The sequence below is a fragment of the Halobaculum sp. MBLA0143 genome, assembly GCF_041361465.1.
GTDB lineage: Archaea > Halobacteriota > Halobacteria > Halobacteriales > Haloferacaceae > JAHENP01.
Genome location: NZ_JBGKAC010000001.1, coordinates 1,216,171 through 1,239,700 on the forward strand (window position 1 = coordinate 1,216,171; position 23,530 = coordinate 1,239,700).

Sequence of the window (23,530 nt, forward strand, 5' to 3'; positions counted from 1 at the left end):
GTGCCCGCTCGTTCGTAGGGTGTCGTATGGCAACAGATGACGAACGGAGCCGGCGGGCGTTCCTGGCGGCGACCGGCGCCACGGGCGTCGGTCTGACGGCCGGCTGTGTGACGACGACGGACGAGGAGACGTCGACCGACACGGAGACGGACGGCGGCGGCGGCGGCGCCGGCACCGAGGACGACACGCCGACGGCGACGGCGGAGCCGACTGGTCCGTACACCGTCGGGATGGTGAACTCTCTGACGGGCTCGTTGTCCGCGTTCGGACAGCGAAACGAGCGCGGGAAGGAGCTGGCGCTGTCGGCCGTCAACGAGGTGGGGATCGGCGGCCGCGAACTCCGGATCGTCTCCGAGGACTCACAGTCACAGTCTCAGTCCGGAGTGTCGGCGGCCCAGAAGCTGGTCAACCAGGACGGTGTCCCGTTCCTGATCGGCGCCGTCGGCTCCGGCGTGTCGTTGGCGATCTACCAGTCCGTGATCCAGGGGACGGACGTGGTCCAGTTGAGCCAGAACTCCACGAGTCCGGATCTGACGGACTTCTCCGGACTGTTGCGGATGTCACCGACCGGCAGCACACAGTCGGCGGCGCTGGCGGACATCGTCGCCGCCGACGGCTACGACGCCGTCGCGCTGGCGTGGGTGAACAACGACTACGGCCAGGGGCTCGCGGAGGCGTTCCGGGAGGCGTACGACGGCGACATCGTCTACGATCAGTCTCACGACCAAGGCCAGTCGTCGTACTCGTCGACCGTCTCCGAGATGGCCGGCTCGGACGCGGACGCCTGGCTGTTCGTCACCTACCAGCCGGAGTTCACGACGATGGTCCAGGAGACGTTCTCCAACGGCTACGAGGCGCAGTTCTACGGCGCCGACTCCGTCGCCGGGCCGGACGTGTTGGCCAACACCCCCGACGGGAGCCTCGCGGGGATGAAGATCGTCACTCCCTCGGCCGCGGTCGACCAGGAGAACTACCAGAGCTTCGCGAGTGACTTCGAGTCCGCCTACGGGGAGCGCCCGACCTCGTGGTCGGCGTTCGCGTACGACTGCGTGGTGACCGCCGCCCTGACGATCGCGACCGCAGACGAGTTCACCGGTGCCGCGCTCTCGGAGACCGTCCGGGACGTGACCCGTCCGGAGGGGGAGGCGGTGTTCACCTTCGCCGAGGCGATGGACGTGCTCGGCGACGACGGCGATCCCTCCGACGTCGACTACCAGGGAGTGTCCGGCCCCATCGACTTCGACGAGAACGGCGACCCGGTCGGCTTCCTCCAGGTGCTCACGGTGGACGGCGGGGAGTACGTCCAGACCGACACTGTCGAAGGCTGAGATGTCGGTCCTGGAGTACCTCGCCAACGGCCTGGTGTTCTCCAGTATCGTCGTGTTGGCGAGCGTCGGGCTGTCGCTCGTGTACAGCATCGCCGGCTTCGCCAACTTCGCGCACGGCGACACGATGACCGTCGGCGCCTACGCCGCGCTCGTCACGTTCGGCGCCGTCGGTGGCCTCGGCGCCGGCGTGCTCGGCTTACCCGTCGGCTTCTTCGTCGCACTACTCGTCGGCGCGGTCGTCGCGGCCGTCGTCGCCGTCGTCACCCACCGAATCGTGTACGAGCCGTTGGAGTTGGACTCCATCGGACTGCTCATCACGAGTATCGGCGTGGCGTTCGTCTACCGGGGAGCAATCCAGACCGGCTTCGGCGCCGGCTTCACCGAGTTCGGCATCCAGGTGTTGCGGCCGATCGAGTTTCTGATCCCGTACGGCGTCCGGATCACGCGTCACGACGTGGCGATCGTCCTCTCGGCGGGCGCGCTCGTCGCCGCGACCCACGCCCTGCTCCAGTACACGGACCTCGGCCGGAAGATGCGCGCGACCGCGGACAACCCGGAGCTGGCACGGGTCGCCGGGATCCGAACCGCCCGGATCGAGCTGTGGACCTGGGTCGTCGGCGCCGGACTCGCCGGCGCCGGGGGCGTGTTCCTCGGGCTGTACAACCAGGTGTCGCCGCGGATGGGGTTCAACCTCCTGTTGGTCGTGTTCGCGGCCGTGATCCTCGGAGGGATCGGCTCCGTCTACGGCGCGATGCTTGGCGGGTTCCTGATCGGGACGATCAACCAACTGACGCCGTTGCTGTCGGATCTCGGGATCCCGATCGGGATCGAGTACGCCAACGCCGTCGCCTTCCTGGTGATGGTGGCGGTGTTGCTCGTCCGCCCGCAGGGCATCGCCGGGGAGGTGGTGTCGTGACGGACGGCGACACGCTCGGCGACCGGATCCGGCGACTCACCCGGGCCGAACGAGGGGTGGCGGTGTTCGTCGTCGGGCTCGTCGGGGTGTTGCTCGCCGGCACCCTCGGGGGTGTGTTCGGTCCGACGTACGTCCTCTACCTCCTCGGCTTGGTGGGGATGTACGTCCTGTTGTCGTTCGGGCTGAACGTCCAGTGGGGGTACGCCGGGCTGATCAACTTCTCCGTGGCGGCGTTCTTCGGACTGGGTGCCTACGGGACGGCGCTCCTGACCGCGGACAACTCCCCCATCGCCGGCGGTGTGAGTCCGGTCGTCGGCTTGGTCGTCGGGTTGGGGTTGGCGGCGGTGTTGGCGGTCGCCATCGGGATTCCGACGCTCCGGCTCCGGACGGACTACCTCGCCATCGCCTCGCTGGGGCTGGCGGAGGTGGTGCGGCTCGTCGTCCGCAACGAGCGGCAGTGGACGAACGGCAGCGCAGGGCTCCGAGGGATCCCGGGCTTCTTCGAGGGGTGGCCCGTGTTGGCGCAACTCCCGGAGACGCTGCCGGGACTGCGCGTAGAGGTCGTCCCCGGCAGTCCGATATTCGTCCAGACGCCGTTCTGGCAGGCGGCGCTCAACGTCGGGCTCGTGTTCGTGTTCGTCGCCGTCACCTACCTCCTGCTCCGTCGGCTCCACCGGTCGCCGTGGGGCCGCGTCCTGCGGACGATCCGGTCGGACGAGGATCTCGCGGCGGCGCTGGGGCGCGACACCTACCGGTTCAAGATGCAGGCGTTCGTGCTCGGGAGCGTGATCGCGGCGCTGGCGGGGGTGTTCTACGCCCACCTCAACCTGTTCGTCTCCCCCGGCGACCTGGAGCCGATCAACACGTTCTACGTCTGGATCGCGGTGATCCTCGGCGGCAGCGGCTCCAATCGTGGAGCGATGTTTGGCGGGTTCGTCGTGATCGCCATCCGGGAGGGCACCCGATTCGTCGACAGCTTCGGGGGTCTCCCCGTCGACGTGGCGCCGCTGCGGCTACTCGTCATCGGCCTGTTGATCGTCCTCGTGATGCGGTTCCGGCCGGAGGGGGTGCTCCCGCCACAACGGGAGCTGATCTGGCCGGCCGCGCTCGCGGACGCCGAGACGCCGGAGCGGGGTCCGGACACAGCCGCCGACGGGGGTGACGAGTCGTGAGCGACCCAGATCACGATAGCGGCGCGAGCGCCGACCCAGACCACCAGATGGACGCTGGAACGACGCTGTACGACGGAGCGAACTTGGACAAAGAAGACGTGGTGCTGTCGGTGGAGGGCCTCCAGAAGACGTTCGGCGGGCTCGTGGCGACGGACGACGCCTCCTTCCAGGTGGAACGCGGGACGATCACGGGACTGATCGGGCCGAACGGCGCCGGCAAGTCCACCATCTTCGAACTCGTCTCCGGCTTCTACGAGGCGGACGCGGGCACAGTTCGGGTGAACGGGACGGACGTGACGGACGCACGGCCACACGAGGTCGCGGCCCAGGGGCTCGTCCGGACGTTCCAGACCCCCCGCAAGCTGGAGGGGATGACCGTCCGAGAGGCGATGCTGATCGGGCCGCGACAGCAGTTGGGGGAGTCGTTCGTCGCCGCCCTCACGCGCGGCGAGGCGATCCGACGAGAGGAACGGGCGAACCTCGCGGACGCCCAACGGGTGTTAGAGCAGTTCGACATCGGCCACCTCGCCCGGGAGCCGGCGACGGATCTCTCCGGTGGACAGCTGAAGCTGGTCGAGCTCGCCCGGGCGATGCTGGCGGAGCCGGAGATTCTCCTGTTGGACGAGCCGGTCGCGGGGGTCAACCCGACGCTGGCGCGGGAGCTGCGCGACCACGTCGCCCGGCTGAACGACCGCGGAACGACGTTCCTCGTGATCGAACACGACATGGAGTTCGTCATGTCACTGGCGGACCCCGTGATCGTGTTGGACCAGGGTAGCGTGCTCGTGGAGGGGAGTCCGGAGGCGGTCCGGGCGGACGACCGCGTGTTGGACGCCTACCTCGGAGGTGGAGAACGGTGAGCGACACCGAGGGGGGCGTCGGAACGGACGCGGCGGTCGCCGAGGGTGACGGCTCGTCGGTGCTCGAAGTCGACGGTGTCGACAGCGGCTACGGCGACGTACAGGTGTTAGACGAGATCACGCTGTCGCTGTCTGCCGGTGAGGTGGCGTGTCTCGTCGGGCCGAACGGCGCCGGGAAGTCGACGGTGCTGAAGACGGTGTTCGGGCTGTTGGAGCCGTGGACCGGCAGTGTTCGCTACCACGGGACGGATATCGGCGGGCTCGCGCCCGAGCGGATCGTCCGGGAGGGGATCGGCTACGTCCCGCAGACGGAGAACGTGTTCGGCAGTCTCACCGTCGCGGAGAACCTCCGGATGGGCGGTGTCGCCCGCGACGACGACGTCGAGACGGTCGTCGCGGACCTGTACGACCGGTTCTCGATCCTGGACGACAAACGGACGGCGAAGGCGAGCACGCTCTCGGGGGGGCAGCGGCAGGTGTTGGCGTTCGCTCGGGCACTCGTGATGGAGCCGGACGTACTCCTGATCGACGAGCCGTCCGCGGGGCTGGCGCCCAACACCGCACAGGCGGTGTTCGACGACGTGTTGGCCGTCAACGAGCTCGGGACTGCGATCCTGATGGTCGAACAGAACGCCCGCGAGGGGCTGGCCATCTCCGACACCGGGTACGTGTTGGACCAGGGACGGGTCGCGTTCGCCGACGAGGCGGACGCACTGCTCGACGACCCGGAGGTGTCGCGGTTGTATCTGGGAGGCTAGTGCCGCGCTGCGACGGCCGCCGCACGGGTCGGATTAGTGTCGCGCGGCAGCGGTCGCCGCACGGGTCGGATTAGTGCCGCGCGGCAACGGTCGCCGCACGGGTCGGATTAGTGCCGCGCGGCAACGGTCGCCGCACGGGTCGGATTAGTGCCCCGCGGCAACGGTCGCCGCACGGCTCGGGTTGGTGTCACGCGGCAACGGCCGTCGCGTCACTCGGAGGGGCGCTGGGCGGCGACGACCGTCGCCGGTGGACAAAGGGTTTTGTACAGGTCCCCGAAGAGACACCCATGTCGACATCACAGAGCCGCCGCCCGACCGTCGCGTGGGCGGCGGCCGGACTACCGTTGGTCGTGACGCTGGGTCAGACACTGATGGCGTTGTTCGGTTACACCTCGGCGTCGGCTGGCGTGGAGCCGGTCACCGGGCCGTTGTTGTCCGTCCCGGTGTTGTTCGAGGCGGCGGTCGTGTTCAAGGAGTCGTCCGGGGTCGTGATGGCGTTGTTCCTGTTGATCGCCGTCGCGTGGGCGTCACAGGGGGTGACGATGCACAGACTGGAGCACCGCGAGGCGACGTTCGGCGCCGCCACGCTCGGGAGCGTGTTGTTCTTCGTGTTGTTCTTCGGCGTGTACGCCCCGTTGTACGGCGGCGGGACGGGCGTCGGCCCGGTCCAGCTCGGACTGTTCTCGCTCGTCCCGATCCTGGCGTCCGGTCTGATGGTGTACGCGGCGTCCGACTACCCGTGGGCCGTGACGGTGGACCGCGAGGCCAGCGAGGAGCTCGGGGAGATCGAGGCGTCGCTGGACGACGCCCAGGCGACGTTCCGGGAGGCGTTCGACCGCCGACTCGACGGGTTCGAGGAGCTGTCGACGACCGCGCCGGAGGCGGTCGACACCGTAGAGCAGCGCCGGGAGGAGTTCCAGAGTCAGGTGGACGACGCCAGACAGCTGCTCGCCGACTGCCGGTCGATCGACGACCCGGAGCGACGGCGCAGTCGGGCGGGCGACGCCCGACGGCGCGTCGACGAGCTCCGACCGACCGCGACGGTCGACCGGATCGAGTCCGGCTTCCGCGACCGGCTGACGGACGCCGTCCGGGCCGCGTTCGGCGACCGGACGGTGGAGTCGGCGTTCGGTAGCCCGTACGAGGTCGTCAACCTCCCGACGCGGTTCCGGGAGTTCGACGTGCCGGGGGTGGAGGGTGACGTGCACGTCCGCGAGGTAGACCGGGCGTTGATCGACCTGATCGAGTCCGACGCCTCCGTGGCGACGGTGGCGTCGGCCGTCGACGGCGCACACCGGGAGTTCGACCGACTGGAGCGACACGTCGCCGACCGGGAGACGCCGGTGGTCGAGACGATCCGACAGGCGGAGTCGGATCTGGAGACGGCGGAGTCGGAGGTGGAACGCGACCGGCTCCCGTTCGCCGACCGGCTGTCGGAGGTGGTCGTCGACGGTCGGACGGAGGCGACGCCCGGCACGCGCGAACTGCGGCGGGAGCTGCGGCGGGTCCGCGACCGACTCCACGACTGTGAGTTCGACACCGCGGGACGCGAGGCGGACACGGTCGCGACGTCGGCCGACCGGCTCGTCGTGTTCGTGGAGTTCGCGGGCGCCGTCTGGTCGGCGGTCGACACCCGAGCCAGCGGGAGCAACGTCCCCGAAGAGCTGGACGACGATCTCGTCTCGGTGTTGGCGACGGCAGTGGAACGCGCAGACGAGGCCGTCGCCGTCGCTCACGAGGACGACCGGCTCTCGTTCGAGTACGCCGACGTGACGCCGGACGCGGAGTCGACCGAGGCGTCGGACGAGACGGACGAGACCGACGCGACGGACCCGACAGACGCGGACGGCGGCTCGGAGACGGACAACGTGCAACAGCCGGAGGCGGTGGTCGACGAGGTGTTGTACGTCCTCCGGGAGCTGTCGACGGCCGCAGAGCGGGGTGAGACGTTCCTCCAGTACAACTTGGACGACCTCCCGTCGTCGATGGCGACGGCGGACGTGTTGGTCAACACGCGCCGGTTCGTCGACCGACAGACGGACTTGTTCGGCCGGGTAGACCTCCAGAGCCCGGAGCCGCCGGGGTTCTTCGAGCTGACGGCCGCCGACGACACGGACGTGGAGACGGCGTTGTCGACGGCCCGCGAACGGTTCCGCGATCGGTACGTCTGACCCTCCCGCGGCCGTCCGGTCGGGGGGAAAACTAAGTACCGGAGCGGCGAGGTACTTCACGAACGAATGCCAGACCAGTGCCAGATCTGCCTGACCGGGCCGTCCGAGTGGAACGCGGACGACCTGGAGGGACACGTCCGTGCGGCCCACGGTGACAACGAGGCGGCCGTCGCGGCGATGTACGGCGACGAGTTCGACCACCTGTTCGAGGAGAACGGCGGCGGGAGCGGCACCGGCGACTCGCCTCGACAGACGACGCGGGAGACGCCGAAGCCGACCGGCGGCAGCGGCGGCGGTGCCACGGACAGTGTCGGCAAGAAGTGGTTCATGATCGGTGTCGGCGGCGCTGGCAACAACATCCTGGACGCGCTCCTGATGCGCCGGGACACGCTCGTGGCCGCCGGCGAGGAGCGCGCCCGTATCTGGGAGGGGGGGCTGGCCGGCTACGGACTGCTGAACACGAACACGGCGGAGTTGGAGCAGACGTACTACGCTCAGGAGGAACAGGGGTACGACCGCGCACAGCTGGAGACGAACACGATCATCGGACTGGGGGCACACGACAACTCCGGGATGGGTTACCGGTGGCAGAACGGCGCCGCGGTCGCCGAGGTCGACTTCGAGGGGGAGAACAACCCGTTCCGCGACCGCTGGGACATGCGCCAGACCGACCTCCGGAGCGCACAGGCGTTGTTGCTCGTCCACAGTGTGACGAAGGGGACCGGCTGCGGGTCGACGCCGGTGTTGGCCGAGCGCATCCGCGACGAGGTGTTGTCGGACGACCGAGAGATCGACAAGGCGATCCTGAGCGCCGTGGTGATCCCGTCGGTCGGGAGTCAGCAGTCGACGCTGGGTGGACGCGGGAAGACGAACGGGGTCGTCGGGCTCGCCCGGACGGCACAGGCGGTAGACGCACTCATCCCGTTCAACAACGCCAAGCTCCGAGAGGTGAGCCAGGACATCACGCCGCGGGTCGACGGGCTCGCGCAGTACAACCCGCCGCAGTTCGTCGACCTGAACAAGCCGCTGGTGGCGTTCCTGGAGGCGTTCACGATGTCGTCGACCCCGCAGTTCGTCGACCAGGACGCCACGATGTCGATCCGCGGCAACGTGTTCGACGTGGCAGACAGCTTCCGACTGGTCCAGGACAAGTACCCCGCGAGCATGCCGAAAGACGAGCGGCCGGCGGTCGTGTTGGCACCGGTGCTGGGGCGGCTCCGGTCGGAGACGGTGTCGGAGTCGAAGCTGGAGATTCTCGCCCGGCGGACGCTGGACCAGAACCGGTTCGCCGACTTCGATCCGTCGACGGCCTGGGGGGCCAACTTCATGCTGTACGGTCCAGAAGAGAAGATGCGCGAGGCGTCGGAGTACGTCACTGACGGTCGACTCCAACGGATCCTCAACGGGCCGGACTTCCTCGACGCCGGGAACACGGCGGGCGTCGAGACGGTGGACGTGCAGCTCAACCAGCTCGTCACCCCGCAGTTGGACGACCTCTACATGTGGGGGATGCTGTGGAACCCGGAGATGCCGGCGCTGGAGTCGATGTACGAACACGCACAGCGGCTCAACCAGGAGGGCCAGACGCAACAGGCCGAGAGCGTCAGAGAGGTCTGGAGCGACGTGGAGGCGTTGTTCTCCTGTCTGGGCCGCGACAACATGCTGTGACCGTGACGGGAGAACACGTCAGCGAGGCCGCCGACCGGCTGGGTGTGGAGCCGGAGCCCGAGGCGGTCGCAGACGAGGTCAGAGAGTGGCACGGAGCGCTGTACCGGATCACCTCGAAGCTCGACTCCGAGGCGACCGGCATCGAGCCGGGCGACTCCGCCGCAGATCGGTTGTTCGCGCTCCAGAAGGCCGCGGCGGACGGCCGACTGTCCGTCGAGCCGGCGGGAGAAGAGGAGACGGCGGCCGACGCCGAGTCACCCTTCGACGAGACCGTCACGGGCGGGGCGGACGCCAGGGGTGCCACGGAGACGGACGCGAGAGGAGACACGACGACGGACGCGAGAGGAGACACGACGACGACGGACGCGAGAGGAGACACGACGACGACGGACGCGAGAGGAGACGCGACGACGGACGCGGGGGAGACGACCCCGGCGCAGCCAGACTCGGAGTCGACCGGCGGGGGCGAAGCGGACGGTGACGAACCCGTGTCACCGGGCGCGCGAGCGGCGGCCCGGGTGGCGGACGCCCGCGAGCCGTCACAGCGGGTGATCCAGCAGCTGCTCGACACGCTCCAGGACGGCTCCGTCGCGGGTGTCGAGTTGGCGCTGGAACGGACGGCCGACGCGGTCGCCCGGTCGGCGGCCGTCGGCGCCATCGACGACGACGACAGCGATCCGGCGGCTGCACGAGACGCGCTCGGCGACGCACGGGAGGCGCTGGCCGACGTCCCCGACCCGGTCGCGGCGCCGTTCGACGAGCGGCTGTCGGAGCTGGCCCGTCAGCTGGAGGCGGCCGCCGACGGGAACCCGGTCGTGCCGTACGCCGTCGGGCGAGAGGCGACGTTCTACGCCGAGACGCTCGCCGGGTCGCTGGCGTCGGTGTCCGTCGACGGCGACCGGACCGACGGGACCGCCGACGCGGCGACCGTCGGGGACGCGACGACTCCCGATAATGCGACAGCTCCAGACGACGCGACATCTCCAGAGGGCGCGACGGCTCCGGACGACGCGACAGCTCCGGACGACGGGGAGGCGGCGGAGACGGTCCAACGGGTCGCCGACCGGCGGCGCGAGATCACGGAGCGGTTCGTCAACCGCCGAGAGGACCACAGCCACGCCATCCCGTTGTTGTTCCTCTCGACGGCCGACGACCTCCGGGAGCGCGCGGGCGAGGCGATAGATCGAGGGGAGACTGCCCGGGCGACAGGAGTCGCAGAGGCCGCGCTCGCGTCGTTGGACACGGTGGAGTCACTGTACGAGGAGAACCAGTACAGCGTCATGCTACGGCAGCTACGCGGGAGCTAGCCGGGGGCGTGACCCCGACGGAGGACGGCGTTCCCGGCGTGTAGTTCGACCGAGTAACGCGGCGGAAGGATACGGTAGGTTTAACAGACGAACTGCGGACGATACACACAGTACAGATGGCGTATCTCTTTGTCGGAGCGGGGCAGGCCGGGTGTGCGCTCGTCGACTCCGTCTTCGACCACGAACGTGTGTCGACGTTAGCGACGCCGGTCGCGGTGAACTCCACGGCGAGAGACCTCCAGAACCTCTCGAACGTGGGGTCAGAGTCGTGGTACGGCATCGCACGCGGAGAGGGCCTCGTCGCGGGCGACACGGCGGGGTTCGAAGAACAGGTTCAGGGCGGCTTCGGTCGGGAGCCGCGAGAGGCAGACAGTGTGGCGAGCGACCTCGTGGGGCCGATGGCGGACGCGTTCGGCGAGCAGTTCGGCGAAGGGACGCCGTCGTTCGCCTTCGTCTTCGTCGGGTTGGGCGGCGGCACCGGCTGCGGGATCGGGCCACACGTCGTGGAGGCGATCCGAGAGTTCTCCGGGCCGAGCACGGACGTGATCGCCGTCGCGGTGTTGCCGAACACGAGCGGCGACGTGACACAGGGCGAAGACGACGCGACGGTGTCGGCGACACGACAGGCGGACAACGCGGTCTACGGACTCGACCGGCTGGAGTCGGTCGTCGACGGGGTCGTGCTCGTGGACAACCAACGGCTCGCCTTCGAGGACGCCGCCGAGGGCCGGTTCGGGGAGTTCAACGACTACGTCGCGGCCGGGGTCGTCGACCTGATCTCCGGGGCGGTGCTCGAACGGATCGACCCCGGCGGGTACGAGTCGTTCGACCCACAGACGATCGACCTACAGGACATCGTCACGTCGCTGTCGCTGTCGGACGGTGTCGGCTACGCGGCACTCGGTCGGTCGGTCGTCCGGACGCGGTCGCTGGCGGGGTACTTCCTGCCGTTCGTCGGCAGACAGGCGGTCGACGGCGACACGCTCGCGGATCTGGCGGTGACGAAACGCTCCGTCGCGGACCTGAATCCGAGCCTGGCGGAGAAGGCGATCGGGCAGATTCGTGCGCCAGAGCGGTACGTGACGGACAGCGACTACCGGATCGAGGCGTCGGTGATCCGGAGTCGACTCGACAGCTACTGCCCGGAGGTGAACATGGGACTGATGTTGACGGAACGCAACCTGGCGTCGTTCACGACGCTGCTGACGTTCGAACGCGAGGACATCGATCGAATCGCAGACCTCGAGACGCTGGCGGCACAGGGGAGGGGGCGAGCGTGAGTCGGGCGGTCTCGTGTCTCGTCGCCGTCGCCGTCGTCGCCGTGGCGCTGGCCGGTGTCGGCGGCGTCACCGCGCAGGCCGACGACGACGGGACGACCGGGAACGAGACGGCCGGCAACGGGACGACGCAGGCGGCCACGGCGACCCCGTCGCTCGGAGAGCTGTCGACGGCCGTCGCCGAGCGACGGACGGCCGTCGCGGAGACGAGAGCGAACGGCGGCGCCGTCCAGCCGGCGGTCGTCGGGCTGCTCGCGGGCGTCGGCGGCGGACTGCTCGTCGGCACCGTCGTGCGTTACTGGGGGGTGGGGCGGTGACGCGGCTCCTCGCACTCCTGGTGTGTCTGCTCGCCGTCGTCCCCGGCACCGCCGGGGCGACGGCGGCGCCGCCGGCGGACTGTTCGGGCGTCCAGAACACGACCGCGGTCGTCACGGACGCCGCGGGCGACCGGGTCACCGGCACGGTCCGGCTGTACCCGGGCTCGGAGTTGACGCTGACCGTCTGCAGCGACGGCGACCCAGAGGACTTCGGTCCGGTCTGGGGGCTGGCCGACAGCCCAGTGTACGAGCGGCTGGACAACACCTCCGAGAGCGTCCGGCTCCGGGTGGTCGCGGCGGGCGCCGGTGAACGTGTCTCCCTCGGCGAGGCGATAGAGCGCCGGGACGCACGTGGGCCGACGGTGGTAGTGCCGCCGGCGAACACGGTGACGTGGAACGCCACGGACGAGACGTCGGTGACACTCCGGTTCGAGACGGCCAGCCAGAGTGAGGCGTTCGCGGCCGCGTCGGACCGGCACTCGACCGCCCGGCGGGAACTGAACGGCACCCTGTCGGCGCTGCCGACGAACGCCTCGTCGGACGACGAGTCGGCTTCCAACGCCAGCCAGGTGGTGACGGCGTTGCGCGAGTACGAGCGCGCGTCGGTGGCGCTCCAGCAGACGGCGTTCGCGGCGACGGCGACGGGTGACGCCGCGGCGGCCGACACGGTGACGCGCCGGTCGAGTGAACGGCTCACGGCGGCCCGCGACCGGGTCCGCGAGCGGCTGACGGCGTACGAGACCACGTTGGTCGAGCGCCGTTCGTCCGTCGTGGGGACGAGCCGGCTCGCGTTCGGCGGCGCGCTCGCCGGCGGCGTCGTCGTCGGCGCGGCCGTCGGCGTCTGGTTCGCCGGCCGCCGTCGCGCGGAGATCGACTTCGACAAGACGTACGACAGCGGGACGACGCTGGACCCGCGTCACGTCGCAGTGCCGCTCGCGGCCGGCGGGCTGTTGTTGGTGGGCGGGCTCGCGGCTGCGGTCGTCCTCGGCGTCGCGGGGGTGATCGTCTGATGCGGCCGGCCGTTCGCAACGCGCTGCGGCTGGTCGCGGTCGTCCTGGTCGCCGGCGGTGTCGGCGCCGGCGTGTTGCTCGCGACCGGCTCCAACGTCGGCGTCGGGCTCGCGGGCGTCGGCGTCCCGTTGGTCGTGGCGGCGGCGATCGTCGTCTACGTCCAACGGACGGTGAACCAGAACGCGACGAGCCCCGGGGAGTTCGTCCGGGACCGCGCCCGCAACACTGCGGGACAGCTGCGCGACGAGCTGACGACCTACGAGCGCCGACGCGGCCAACACCCGGAGTGGGACACGACCCAACTGGACACGCAGGTGGAGCAGTTGGTCGACGACTTCGCCGCCGCCGGCGTCCAGGTGTCGCCCGAAGACGGGACGTTCACCGTCGACGAGCCGGGCAACCCACGGGAGTTCGACACGCTGGAAGACGAGGTCGCGGAGTTCGCCCGACAGCGAGACGAGTCGTTCGTCTCGTTCGTGGAGACGGCGGTCGGGCGAGCGGCGACGGCGTTAGACCGGCTGTCGCCGGGCGTGCTCGACTCGGACGAGGTGGAGTCCGTCCCGGCGTCGGCAGTGCCGTCGGAGCCCGACGGCGCGGCCACGACGCTGTCGGAGGCCCGCGACACCGCCCGCGAGACGGTCGAGCGGGCGGCAGATCGGGTCGAAGAGACGATCCAGGAGTACGACGGCGACCCGACGACGATCCGCGACCACTTGGAGACCGCCCGGACGGCGGCGGCAGACGGGCGCGTCGAGGAGGCGGTCGGCGAGATCGAGCGGGCGACGAGCGCGGCCGAGGCGGCCGTCGAGACGGAGTTCACCGACCGCCGGCAGGCGGTCGAGGAGCTGGTGGAGACGGTGGAGTCGTCCGTCGTCGACGAGTACGTCGACGCCGACAGCGTCGCCACGGTGTCGACGGTCGGCGACGACGTGAGCGACGTGGACTCGGCGCTAGAACGGGAGGCGCTGGCGACCGCAGAGTCGCAGCTCCGGACCGCATGCCGGGAGATGGTCGAACAGCTCCAGGCCGACTTAGACGGCCACATCGAGACGATCCAACGGGCGGACATTCCGGTCGGCTTCTACACGGTGCCGCCGGCGGCGGGGACGGACTACGCCGGTCGGCTCCAGTCGACGTCGGACGTGTCGTCGTTCCGTTCGACGTGGGTGGACGCGGTCGGCGCGCTGACGGACGCCGTCGAGACGGCGTCGTCGAAGGCGGCCGTCGCAGACACCTACGGGATGGTCGCAGACCAGATGGACGAGACACTCCGGACGAGCGGACGAGTCGAGGGGTCGGACCTGCGCGTGGCGGAGCCGGAACAGTTCATGGAGCTGTACGCCGACGCGAACCCGGAGACGGAGTACGATCCACGCGGACCGACGCTCACGGCACCGGGCGGCGGGGAGACGTACACCCTCGACGCGACGGCGCGGCTGGGTGACAACGACGGCTCGAAGTACGAGTTCCAGATCGACGTGACCGGCGGCGACGAGCGCCGGACGGCGCGCACGCGGGACTTCGTCGCCACGCAGGAGACGTTCGACCGGCTGCCGTACGGGGAGTACGAGGTGACGGCGACGGTCGACGACGACGGCTTCCCGACGGTCTCGGAGACGGTCGCGGTGCAGTCGGACACGGAGGTGACGCTGTCGTTGACGCGGCAGTCCGTCGCCGACCGGGTGTGTGGCCGCGACCGGGCGACCGTCCGCGACCAGCTCCCGACGGTGACGACGGAGCTGGAACGGCGGTTCGAACAGGAGAGTCACCTCTCGCCGGAGATGGACCTGCCCGTCACCGACGAGTATGTCCCGTGTCTCCTGGCGCTGTGGGCCGAGGGGACGAACCACGACGCCCAGATCGACGACGGGCGCGTGCTCGTGTACGACCACGACGACCTGACGGAGAAGGTGGAGTACGCGTTGGCCCAGTCGGTCGTGGACGGCGGGGAGACGATGCGGTTCGACACGATCCGGAGCCGGTACCTCTCCGTCCCGGTCTCGGACGACCTGTTGGAGACGGTCGTCAGGGAGACCGGGTTGGACGTGGCAGTCGACGGAGCGGAGGTGCGTCCGGCGTGACCCGACGACCCGACAGGGCAACACTGACGGAAGGGGGTTCCCTGGTGGTGAGTAAGTGATGGCACGAGCAGACACGTTCACTCGGTGGGGCGTCGTCGCCTCCGGAGAAGGTGGGAATCGCGTCGCCGCGGAGCTGTTGTCCCGCGAGGAGAACACGGGTATCGCCGAACGAGTGGTGTTGTTGAACACGAACCGCGCGGACATCCGGAACACGGTAGACCAGTCCGACGTGGACGGCGACCTGGACGACTACGTCAGGGTGTTCGGCGACAAGCGGGGGGTCGGCAACGACTTCCTCGAGGGGGAGCGCCAGACGGAGAGTGACGTACAGGGGATCACCAACGAGATCGACGACCGGATGATCAACGCGGACGCCCAGCTGTTCTTGACGACGCTGGGCGGCGGCACGGGCAACGGCTCCGTGCCGTACCTCCTGCGGGAGTACGACGAACAGATCGACGTGGAGTCGGCGAACTACGGCCCGTGGATCGACGACGCGGTCCGGATCGGCGTCGGGATCTGGCCGTACTACAACGAGCCGTCACAGCGACAGTTCAACGCGATGCTGGGGCTCTCCCGGCTACTCCGTCGGCGTGACGGCACCCAGAACGCCGACATGACGCTGTTGGCGGGCAACTCCCACCTGGACCGAGACGGCCGCTCGGAGAGCTACGACCGGGTGAACGAACGGATCGTGGCGGCGTTGGACATGATGATCGGCGCCGGACGGGAGACACAGAGCGTCATCGACGTGGAAGACTACGTCGCCAAGCCCTCCTCCGTGGGGGCGTACCACTTCACGCCGGCGTTGGCGACGGAGCTCAACGGCAAGATGCTGGAGTACGGGCTGATGTTCGACAAGGCGGCCGAGAACGCCTACGTCCCGATGGACGTGTCGACCGCCCGGGCGGCGTTCGCGGTCGTCCGCGCGCCAGAACGGATGGTCGAGCGCGGGGAGGTGACCGCGACGGAAGTCGACCGGGCGTTCGACACCTGGAAGCGGGACAACGGCCTCTCCGGTGCCGTCGGGATGACGACCGTCACGCCGGCCGACCGCCGGGGCAACGACGTGGACGTGCTCCTGTTGTTGGGCGGGTTCGATCTGAACCCGTTGCTGGACCACGCGCGCGACAGCTACGAGGGTCACAAGCGGAACCTGGACGCGGCCAGACAGCTCGGGGGCAACGAGGCGACCATCTCGCAGCGCCACCTGGAGGACCTGGAACGCAACCTGGAGGAGTACGTCGATGCGAACGCGAGGTGACGACGGGTGACGGGGAACCGAACCGCCCTCGTCTGTTGGGTGACGCTGGCGGTCGCGGTCGTGGCGGCCGGCGTGGCCGGCGGGGCCGTCGGGGTCGGCGAGCCCGACGGTATCGGCGGAGCCGACACTGTCGCCGAAGCCGACGCCGCCGTGACGACTAACCACACGAACGCGACGCTGGAGGACGTCCGGTCGTCGCCGTCGAGCGGCGCGCTCGTCGTCGAACTGGCGAACGCGAACGGCTCGGTGAACGTGACAGTGGCGACGGTCGACGGTCCCGAGGACACGTACACCAGAACCGTCGAGGAGAGCGGCGACGTTCGGGTCGTGCGGGTCGCTCCCGGAGTACTCCCGACGGGAGACCTGAGTCCGGCGACAGTGTCGGTGTCGGTCGGCGGGCAGCAGATCGGCTCCGACCAACTGCCGTTGGACTACGTCGAACTCGACCCGAACACGGCACGGATCCGGCCGAACGGCACGGCGGTGTTCGGCACCAGCACGTCCGTCGGGACGGACGCCGTCACGCTGCGACTGCTCGGTGACGGCGGCGCAGTGACGACGGCGACAGCGACCCGCAGGAACGGCAGCCTAGTCGTGGGAGGGGAAGCGGTGGAACAGTACCTCCTCCCGCCCCAGCCGTTCCGGGTCACCGGCCCGGCAGCCAGCGAGACGGTGCCCGTCACCGGAGGCGGAGCGAGCGTCGACCCCGGGCAGTTGGCCGACCGTGGTAACACGACCGTCACGGCCGGCGACGGGCGGATCACGCTGTCTAGTCCGGCGCTCGTGAACGACGAGACGTACACCGTCACCGTCCACTCTGGCGCGCAGTACACGACCACCACGACCGCCAGCGGCGGCAGCGTCACCGTCGAGAACCCGGCGTTGTTGGAGCTGGCGTCGGTGAACGTCACGGTGGCGTACGACGGCACGGACGTCGTCTCCGTCGACGACTACCGGATCCACGAGGTGACGACGGCGACCGTCGTGGCGGCGACGGGCAACACGACCACGCTGAACCTCACCGAGAGCGCACTGCCGTCGCAGGCGGGGCTGGCCGACGCGAGCGTGATCGGTGCCGAGCGGACGGTGGCGGTCGACGTCGACCGCACGCCCAGTGGTGACGTGACGCTAGACGGCGTGTCGCTGAACGTGAGCGGCAGCTACCGAGTGCTCCTCCGGACGGCAGACGGCGCCAGCTACCCGGTCCGAGTCGGTGCGGGCGACGCGCTCGGAGAGATCCAGACGCCGGCTGCGGCCGGCGGCACCGACGGCGGCACCGACGGCGGCGCCGGGCTCGCCGACAGCCCGGTCTTACTCGGCGGAGCCGGGGCGGTGTTGGTGTTGGTCATAGTCGGTGCGTTCGCAGTGCTCCAGACGGACGTGCTCGGTGGACCGTCCGGTGGTGGCCGCGAATCGCGGTCGGAGACGGTCGAAGTCGAGGTACTGGATCCGGACGGGAGTGTCCACGACGGGCCGGTAGAGGTCGTCTACCGAGAGGCCGGCCCACTCGGCGGGGACGGGTCGAGCGGCCGCCAGCGGAGCCAACCCGGACGGAACGACCCGGCCGGCGGTCGGGGGCGCAAGCAGGACAAGGAGACGATCGACGGGCGCAGGACGCTCGAGTTCTTCCCGAAGGAGTGGGAGCTGACCGTCCAAGACCCGTTGTCGATCCGGGGTGGCTCCGTCCGGTTCGACCCGGAGCGGTCGGACACCGTCACGCTCGATCTCGAGCCCCAGCGGCGGCGGCTCCGCGTCGTCGACGAGGTGGGAGACCCGATCGACGGGGTCGAGGTGGCGGTCGACGGTGATCGCCGCCAGACGGACGCGAGCGGGGAAGCGACGTTCCAACGCCCGCCGGGCGAGCGCCGGACCAACGTCCGGACGGACCACCCGGTGTACGAGGACGCCGACCGGCGACTCCGGTGGGCGAGCGACGGGACGACGGAGCTCGCGTTGGACGTCGACAGCGGCGGACTCGCGGTGACCGCGGCCGTCGACGGCGAGCCGACGGCCGGGATCGACGTGACTGTGGAACGTGCAGACGGGCGGCCGGTGGCGGACGACCCACGGACCGGCGAGACGGACGGGGACGGGAGCGTCTCCTTCTCCGGGCTGGTCGTCGGGGAGTACACCGTCACCGCGGACGCCGGCGAGTCGTTCACCACCGACGAGCGAACCGTCTCGGTGGCGGTCGACCGGACGGAGCCGGTGGAGCTGTCGGTGTCGTTCCGGTACGAGCTGTCGCCGGACCACGACCGACGGCTGTCGGCGTTGGCGGACGCGGCCGACGAGCTCCGGCCGTCACAGCAGCTCGACGGTGCCGTCCACCACTACTACGGGACGGTGATCGAGTCGCTGGCAGACGTGATCGGCGGGCTGCCGGACGCCGGTCACCGGTTCGTCGACGCGCCGGCGGCGCCGGCGGCGGTGACGGCGGCGTTGCTGGACACGGGTGAGGAGTTGCTGGACCTGACGCGGGTCGCGCTGAACGACAAGCGGAACGTCGACCTGTTCACCGCCTGTGCGGAGATGCAGTCCGTCCGGACGGGCTGGGCGGACGGGTACGACGAGGCGGCGTTGTTCGAGGCGCTGACGGCGGAGCCGAACGGCCTGATCCGCGACGTGAGTCGTCGGCTAGAGGAGACGGACGAGTTCCTCCAGAGCCGTCGTGACGAGGTGACGGTCGACTCCCCGGTTCGAGAGCCGTACGCGGAGGTGGACTCGTACGCCAGGTCGGCGGCGGATCCGGTCCCGCCGTTGGCGTCTGCGGCCGCGCTGTCGTTCGCGGTCGACGGCTACCTCCGGGCGATCGAAGACGTGTTCGACGAGCCGACGCTCCGGGAACGGCTCGACAGTACGGTGTACTGACAGCCTGCAGAGAGAGAACGACAGATGCCGAGAGGACACACACGACACACGACGCTGGTGGTCGCCGTGACCGTGGCCGTCGTCGTGGCCGGCTGGGCGCCGGTCGCGGCCGGGGCGCGGCCGACCGCCGAGGGAACGGGGGGACAGATAGACACAGTGACCGCCACGGACACGCCGAACCACGCGGCGACGACCGCACCGCCGACGACGGCCAACGGCTACCTGGCTGCGTTCCGGAACCTCTCGGACGATCCGGCGTTGTCGACGTACGGCGAACTGGAGGTGTTGCGGAGCCGGGCGGTGGCGGCCGTCCAGGTCGGGTCGTTCGACGACGCCCGGAGCCGTCGGATGCGGGGTGTGCTCGCGGTGTTGCAGAACTTCTCTGCGGCCTACGAGTCGGCGACCGCGGGCGACCGAGAGGAGAGCCTGACGCGGGCGAACGACACGGCGCGGGCGTTGGACCGGCTCCGGACTGCCGGCGGCCGAGACTACGCGGCGCTGGCGCAGTTGGCGTTAGACCGGTTCTACCGCGACCGCGGGGACAGGCTCCGTACGGAGGCGCGGACGGCAGAGCGCACGCCGACACAGCTCCAGTTGTTCCGGCTGGCCGTCCGAGCCTACCAACGAGGCGGGGCGACCGACCGGTTCTCCTCCACGTCGGCGAACCTGGAACGGCTGTCGGCGGAGTACGAGACGGACCTGTCGTTGTTGAACCGGTCGGTGACGACGGCGGCGGCGTTCCGGTCGTCGTGTGACGACCGGTGTAGTGACCCGCAGACGGCGGTTCGGGCGTTCGGACTCGACGTGTTCGACCGGTACGTGGAGGCACGTGCGGCAGTGTCGGGCGCCCGGCAGGCGGCGTCGCTGTCGTCCGAACACCAGCTGACGGCCCGGCTGGAACGGGCCCGTGGCTTGGAGGAGTGGGGCGTCGGGACGCTGCGGGCGCTGACGATCGCCTCGGTGGCGCTGATCGGCGGCTACACCCTCCTGTTCGCGTTGTTCGGGGCGGTCGTGATGGCCAGACTCTCCCGGTGGGGACAGGACGCGAAGGACGCGACACTGGGTGACATCCTCCCGCGGGAGCCCCTGGAGGTGGAACGGTGACCCGTCGACTTCCGGTCGTTCTGGCGGTGGCGACGTTGGTCGTCTGTGCGGCCGTCGCCGGGCCCGCGAGCGCTGCCGGGACGGACGTCCAGTTGCAGGCGGCGACCGACGAGGACGCCACCGCGAGTCTCGGAGTTACGTTCACGACGAGCGGCAACGGCACCGTCTCCGTGCCGAGCCAACTGAACGACGGCCCGGCCCAGTTCGTCTTCCAGGAGTGGGAACGCGTCGACGGGCAGGACGGCGGCAGCAGTAGCGAGTGGGAGGCAGAACCCGGCGTCGAGTACCGCGTCGAGTACGACGTGATCGTCGACGGGGACGCGGAGGAGGGGGTCTACGGCGAGACGCTCGACGTTCGCCGCGAGGGGAGCGTGGTGGACGACGAGCAGTTGACCGTGGACGTGACCGTGCAGGAGCCGTCGTTCGCCGATCCCGGTTTCGTCTCCGACACGGTGGCGGTCGACGCCACCAGACAGGAGCCACAGGCGGTGAGCGTCGAGGTGCCGATCGAGAACCGCGGCTCGGGCGTGATGCTCGTCGACTCCGTGGGTGCCCGCGACCTCCCGGCGGGATTCTCCGTCTCCGGCGGGAGCGTCGACGCACAGAAGCTGGTCGCCGGCGCGGAGACGACCGGGGAGATCGATCTCACGGTCGCGTCCGGCGTGGAGCCGGGGGAGTACGAGATCACGGCGGTCGTCGAGGACAACCTGGGTAACACGCAGATGTTCCCGGTGACGGTGACTGTCGAAGAGCTACTCCCGGAGTTCGGGGAGGTGACCGGCACCGGGCTGTCGGTCAACGTCGACCGGGTCGGCGACGGGGAGGCGACGGCCAACGGGATCGTCAGAGTGCAGAACGTCGGTCCCGGGACGATGCGATTGGAGGCGTTCCGGATCGACGACACGCCACAGGGGATCACCGCCGAGGCCGACACGGTCGACGATCCGATCGACCCGCGGTCGAACGCTCAGGTCCCCTACACCATCTCCGTCTCCCGCGACATCCGGTCGGGGACGTACAGGCTCGACGGCTTCGTCGAAGGAGTGGCCGCCGGTAGCCGCAACTTCGAGGCCACGGTGGACGTCGACGTGTTGTTCCCGTCGCTCGGGAACGTGCCGGAGCAGTCCGGCACCGTCCAGTTCGACCGCGCGGCCCAGGAGTCGGCGACGGTGTCGTTCGACACGCCGGTGCCGAACACCGGTGCCGGCAACATGCGTCTGTCGGCGGTGGGGTTCTCGAACGTTCCCGCCGGAATGGAGGTCGTCGACGCGAGCGTCGGTGGGACCGTCGTCGAGCCGGACAGACAGGGGACGGCCGAGTTCACCGTCCGGGTAGACGAGAGCGTCGAGAAAGGGACCTACCAGTTCCAGGCGACCGTCGAGGAGAGCCTGGGCAACACCGAGTCGTTCCCGGTGACGGTGTCCGTGGAGAAGCCGCCGATCCTCGACGTCGGCGGCGAGACGGTGTCACTGGGTGACGTGCTCGTCGGCCAACGGTCGGAGACGACGCTGTCGCTCGCCGAAGTCGGCGACGCGACCGGGATCGACGGGGTCCAAGCGACCGTCCAGTCGTCCCCGGGCAACGGGTCACTGTCGCTCGACGCCGTCCGGAACACGCAGTTGCCGGCCGGCGGGGAGACGGACCGAACCGTCCCGGTGACGGTGGCAGACGGGGCGCCACAACACGAGACCCTCCGGTGGACCGTGACCACACAGCCGAACGACGAACGGTCTCGGAGCCGCCAGGTGACACTCACCGCACGCGTGATCTACCCGCCGGAGCTGACGAACGTCTCCGCGACCCCAGAGTCGTTCGGCTTCGACCGGGCGCGGCCCACCTCGGACTACGAGCAGACGTCGACGCTGACACTCGGCAACGCGGGCGACCTGCCGATGACCGTGACGAGCGTGTCCGCGAGCGTCGACGGGCCGGCGTCGCTGTCGGCGACGGCCGTCGACGTGCCGGAGACGGTCGAGGGGCTGACTACGGAGGAGGTCGACGTCGCTCTGACGGCCGCCCCGTCGACGCCGGAGGGTGAGTACACGTTCACCGTCCAGGTGGAGACGGCCGACGCCGGCAGCCGGACGCTCACCCGGACGGTGACGGTCCGTCACGAGACGGAACTGTCGGTGGAGACGGGGTCCGTCACGTTCGGCGAGCTGACGATCACGAGCGAGCGGACCCGCGCCGTCGACGTGGCCGAGGAGCTGGGCTACCAGGACCTGGAGAACTTCACCGTGACGCGCGTCGACGGTCCAGAGCAGTTCCTGGCGGTGACGAGCAGACCGGGGTCGGTGTTGCCTGCCGGTGAGTCCGACCAGATCGTGTTCGCGCTCCGATTCGGGACGAGCGCCCGCGTGTACGAGGACTACGAGTGGACCTACCGGATCGACGGCGAGCGGGCCGACCCCCGAACGGTGACGGTGACGGCGCGCCCGAGCCCGTACTCGTTCGACAGTCTGCGGCAGAACCTCACTGCGGTCGCGGACGGCGGCGAGTGGCGCGAGCCGTTGGCCGGCGGTGTCGTCTCGACGCTGGACCGGCTGGAACGACAGCTCCGCGAGGAGGAGTCCGTCGGCCGCGACACGCTCCCGACGGCACTGGCGATGGGGCGGGCGGCGTTGCTGTACGCCGACGCCGTCGACGGCGCACAGACGGCCCAAGCGGACGGCAACTACAGTCTCGCACAGCGGCGGGTGGTCCGGGCGGCCGTCGCCCGTGACCAGCTCGTCCAGTTCGCCGGCAGTCTCCCCGGCCGACTCCGGGAGACGGCGAGCCCGACCGTCGACGTGGCCAACCGGACGCTGTCGGACGTCGTCGCCAACCAACGGTCACACTACCGTGGCCTGGTCGGCGAGGACGCCAACTTCGACGAGCGCGCCCGGGCCAGACGGGCGCTGGCGCAGTTGGCCGCCATCGAGGGCGACCGGGCGGCCGAGCGTCGCAACCGACGGGCGACCCGCAACGCGACGGAGTCGTACCTCCAACGGGTGTCTGCGGCCTCACAGCACCGCGCGACCGCAGACGCCGCGTGGCGCGGGCTCACCGACAACGCGACCGTCGTCGTCGCCGGGCAGCCGCTCGTGTTGAACCCCGCGCGGTTCGACGCGACGACGGCGCGGCTGGACGAGGTCGACACGGCGTACGCGCAGGCCGTCGACGACTACGGCGCTGCCGGTGCGACCGCCGAGGCCGACACGGTCGCCGACCGACGGTCGACCGTCGCCGGCCAGGCGACTATCGTCCGGTACGGCCTCTACGGCGCCCTCGGCGCGTACGCGCTCGTGTTCCTGGGGCTCGTCTGGTACGTCGCGCGACGCGCGCTCCAGTACTACAGCGAGTCGAACGAGGCGGCGCTGGGGGACTTCCTCCTGGATCAGCCGGTGTCGTGACGCTGCCGCCTCTCCCGACTCTGGGAGAAAGCCGGCG

At 70.0% G+C, this 23,530-nt stretch carries 16 protein-coding genes; all 16 read left to right on the top strand.

The features are described 5' to 3' along the window. The first annotated feature begins 26 nt into the window (after positions 1–26). The 16 genes from RYH79_RS06305 to RYH79_RS06380 all read left to right on the top strand — a co-directional run bounded on the left by RYH79_RS06305 (position 27) and on the right by RYH79_RS06380 (position 23,493). On the top strand, positions 27–1,328 hold the full coding sequence (locus tag RYH79_RS06305; RefSeq protein WP_370897323.1) for an ABC transporter substrate-binding protein: 1,302 nt from the start codon (positions 27–29) through the stop codon (positions 1,326–1,328). Position 1,329: 1 nt separating this feature from the next. Continuing rightward, a complete protein-coding gene (locus RYH79_RS06310) occupies positions 1,330–2,244 on the top strand; it encodes a branched-chain amino acid ABC transporter permease (RefSeq protein WP_370897325.1) in 915 nt (304 codons plus the stop codon). Next, entirely contained in the window at positions 2,241–3,416 is a 1,176-nt protein-coding gene (locus tag RYH79_RS06315) for a branched-chain amino acid ABC transporter permease (RefSeq protein ID WP_370897327.1), read from the top strand. Before RYH79_RS06310 ends, RYH79_RS06315 begins: the two co-directional genes overlap by 4 nt. 47 nt (positions 3,417–3,463) lie before the next feature. Further along, positions 3,464–4,276 (top strand): ABC transporter ATP-binding protein, encoded by an 813-nt coding sequence (locus RYH79_RS06320; protein WP_370900791.1) that lies wholly within the window; start codon positions 3,464–3,466, stop codon positions 4,274–4,276. Between the two features lie 59 nt (positions 4,277–4,335). Next, a complete protein-coding gene (locus RYH79_RS06325) occupies positions 4,336–5,034 on the top strand; it encodes an ABC transporter ATP-binding protein (RefSeq protein WP_370900793.1) in 699 nt (232 codons plus the stop codon). 287 nt (positions 5,035–5,321) lie between these two features. Next, complete coding sequence (locus tag RYH79_RS06330; RefSeq protein WP_370897329.1) at positions 5,322–7,205, top strand: hypothetical protein; 1,884 nt, start codon at positions 5,322–5,324, stop codon at positions 7,203–7,205. 66 nt (positions 7,206–7,271) lie between these two features. Continuing rightward, entirely contained in the window at positions 7,272–8,873 is a 1,602-nt protein-coding gene (locus RYH79_RS06335) for a cell division protein FtsZ (RefSeq protein ID WP_370897331.1), read from the top strand. Further along, positions 8,870–10,180, top strand: a complete 1,311-nt coding sequence (locus RYH79_RS06340) for a hypothetical protein (protein WP_370897333.1) — start codon at positions 8,870–8,872, stop codon at positions 10,178–10,180. Before RYH79_RS06335 ends, RYH79_RS06340 begins: the two co-directional genes overlap by 4 nt. Positions 10,181–10,296: 116 nt before the next feature. After that, positions 10,297–11,460: an FtsZ/tubulin family protein gene (locus tag RYH79_RS06345; protein WP_370897335.1), complete on the top strand. Its 1,164-nt coding sequence runs from the start codon at positions 10,297–10,299 to the stop codon at positions 11,458–11,460. Next, a complete protein-coding gene (locus RYH79_RS06350) occupies positions 11,457–11,774 on the top strand; it encodes a hypothetical protein (protein ID WP_370897337.1) in 318 nt (105 codons plus the stop codon). Before RYH79_RS06345 ends, RYH79_RS06350 begins: the two co-directional genes overlap by 4 nt. Next, on the top strand, positions 11,771–12,784 hold the full coding sequence (locus tag RYH79_RS06355) for a hypothetical protein (RefSeq protein WP_370897339.1): 1,014 nt from the start codon (positions 11,771–11,773) through the stop codon (positions 12,782–12,784). The genes RYH79_RS06350 and RYH79_RS06355 overlap by 4 nt, the downstream gene beginning before the upstream one ends. Continuing rightward, entirely contained in the window at positions 12,784–14,865 is a 2,082-nt protein-coding gene (locus tag RYH79_RS06360) for a hypothetical protein (RefSeq protein ID WP_370897341.1), read from the top strand. The genes RYH79_RS06355 and RYH79_RS06360 overlap by 1 nt, the downstream gene beginning before the upstream one ends. A 58-nt stretch (positions 14,866–14,923) precedes the next feature. After that, positions 14,924–16,129, top strand: a complete 1,206-nt coding sequence (locus tag RYH79_RS06365; RefSeq protein WP_370897343.1) for an FtsZ/tubulin family protein — start codon at positions 14,924–14,926, stop codon at positions 16,127–16,129. A 6-nt stretch (positions 16,130–16,135) separates the two neighbouring features. Continuing rightward, positions 16,136–18,997: a hypothetical protein gene (locus tag RYH79_RS06370; protein ID WP_370897345.1), complete on the top strand. Its 2,862-nt coding sequence runs from the start codon at positions 16,136–16,138 to the stop codon at positions 18,995–18,997. A 24-nt stretch (positions 18,998–19,021) separates the two neighbouring features. Continuing rightward, the gene (locus RYH79_RS06375) at positions 19,022–20,101 is read left to right on the top strand and encodes a hypothetical protein (protein WP_370897347.1); all 1,080 of its coding nucleotides are present in this window, start codon (positions 19,022–19,024) and stop codon (positions 20,099–20,101) included. Continuing rightward, positions 20,098–23,493: a COG1361 family protein gene (locus RYH79_RS06380; RefSeq protein WP_370897349.1), complete on the top strand. Its 3,396-nt coding sequence runs from the start codon at positions 20,098–20,100 to the stop codon at positions 23,491–23,493. Before RYH79_RS06375 ends, RYH79_RS06380 begins: the two co-directional genes overlap by 4 nt. The last annotated feature ends 37 nt before the right edge of the window (positions 23,494–23,530 follow it).

What these genes read in the sequence shown, in the direction of transcription:
- RYH79_RS06305 (WP_370897323.1), top strand. Translation starts at nt 27, where the DNA reads ATGGCAACAGATGACGAACGGAGCCGGCGGGCGTTCCTGGCGGCGACC.
- RYH79_RS06310 (WP_370897325.1), top strand. Translation starts at nt 1,330, where the DNA reads ATGTCGGTCCTGGAGTACCTCGCCAACGGCCTGGTGTTCTCCAGTATC.
- RYH79_RS06320 (WP_370900791.1), top strand. Translation starts at nt 3,464, where the DNA reads ATGGACGCTGGAACGACGCTGTACGACGGAGCGAACTTGGACAAAGAA.
- RYH79_RS06330 (WP_370897329.1), top strand. Translation starts at nt 5,322, where the DNA reads ATGTCGACATCACAGAGCCGCCGCCCGACCGTCGCGTGGGCGGCGGCC.
- RYH79_RS06335 (WP_370897331.1), top strand. Translation starts at nt 7,272, where the DNA reads ATGCCAGACCAGTGCCAGATCTGCCTGACCGGGCCGTCCGAGTGGAAC.
- RYH79_RS06345 (WP_370897335.1), top strand. Translation starts at nt 10,297, where the DNA reads ATGGCGTATCTCTTTGTCGGAGCGGGGCAGGCCGGGTGTGCGCTCGTC.
- RYH79_RS06360 (WP_370897341.1), top strand. Translation starts at nt 12,784, where the DNA reads ATGCGGCCGGCCGTTCGCAACGCGCTGCGGCTGGTCGCGGTCGTCCTG.
- RYH79_RS06365 (WP_370897343.1), top strand. Translation starts at nt 14,924, where the DNA reads ATGGCACGAGCAGACACGTTCACTCGGTGGGGCGTCGTCGCCTCCGGA.
- RYH79_RS06375 (WP_370897347.1), top strand. Translation starts at nt 19,022, where the DNA reads ATGCCGAGAGGACACACACGACACACGACGCTGGTGGTCGCCGTGACC.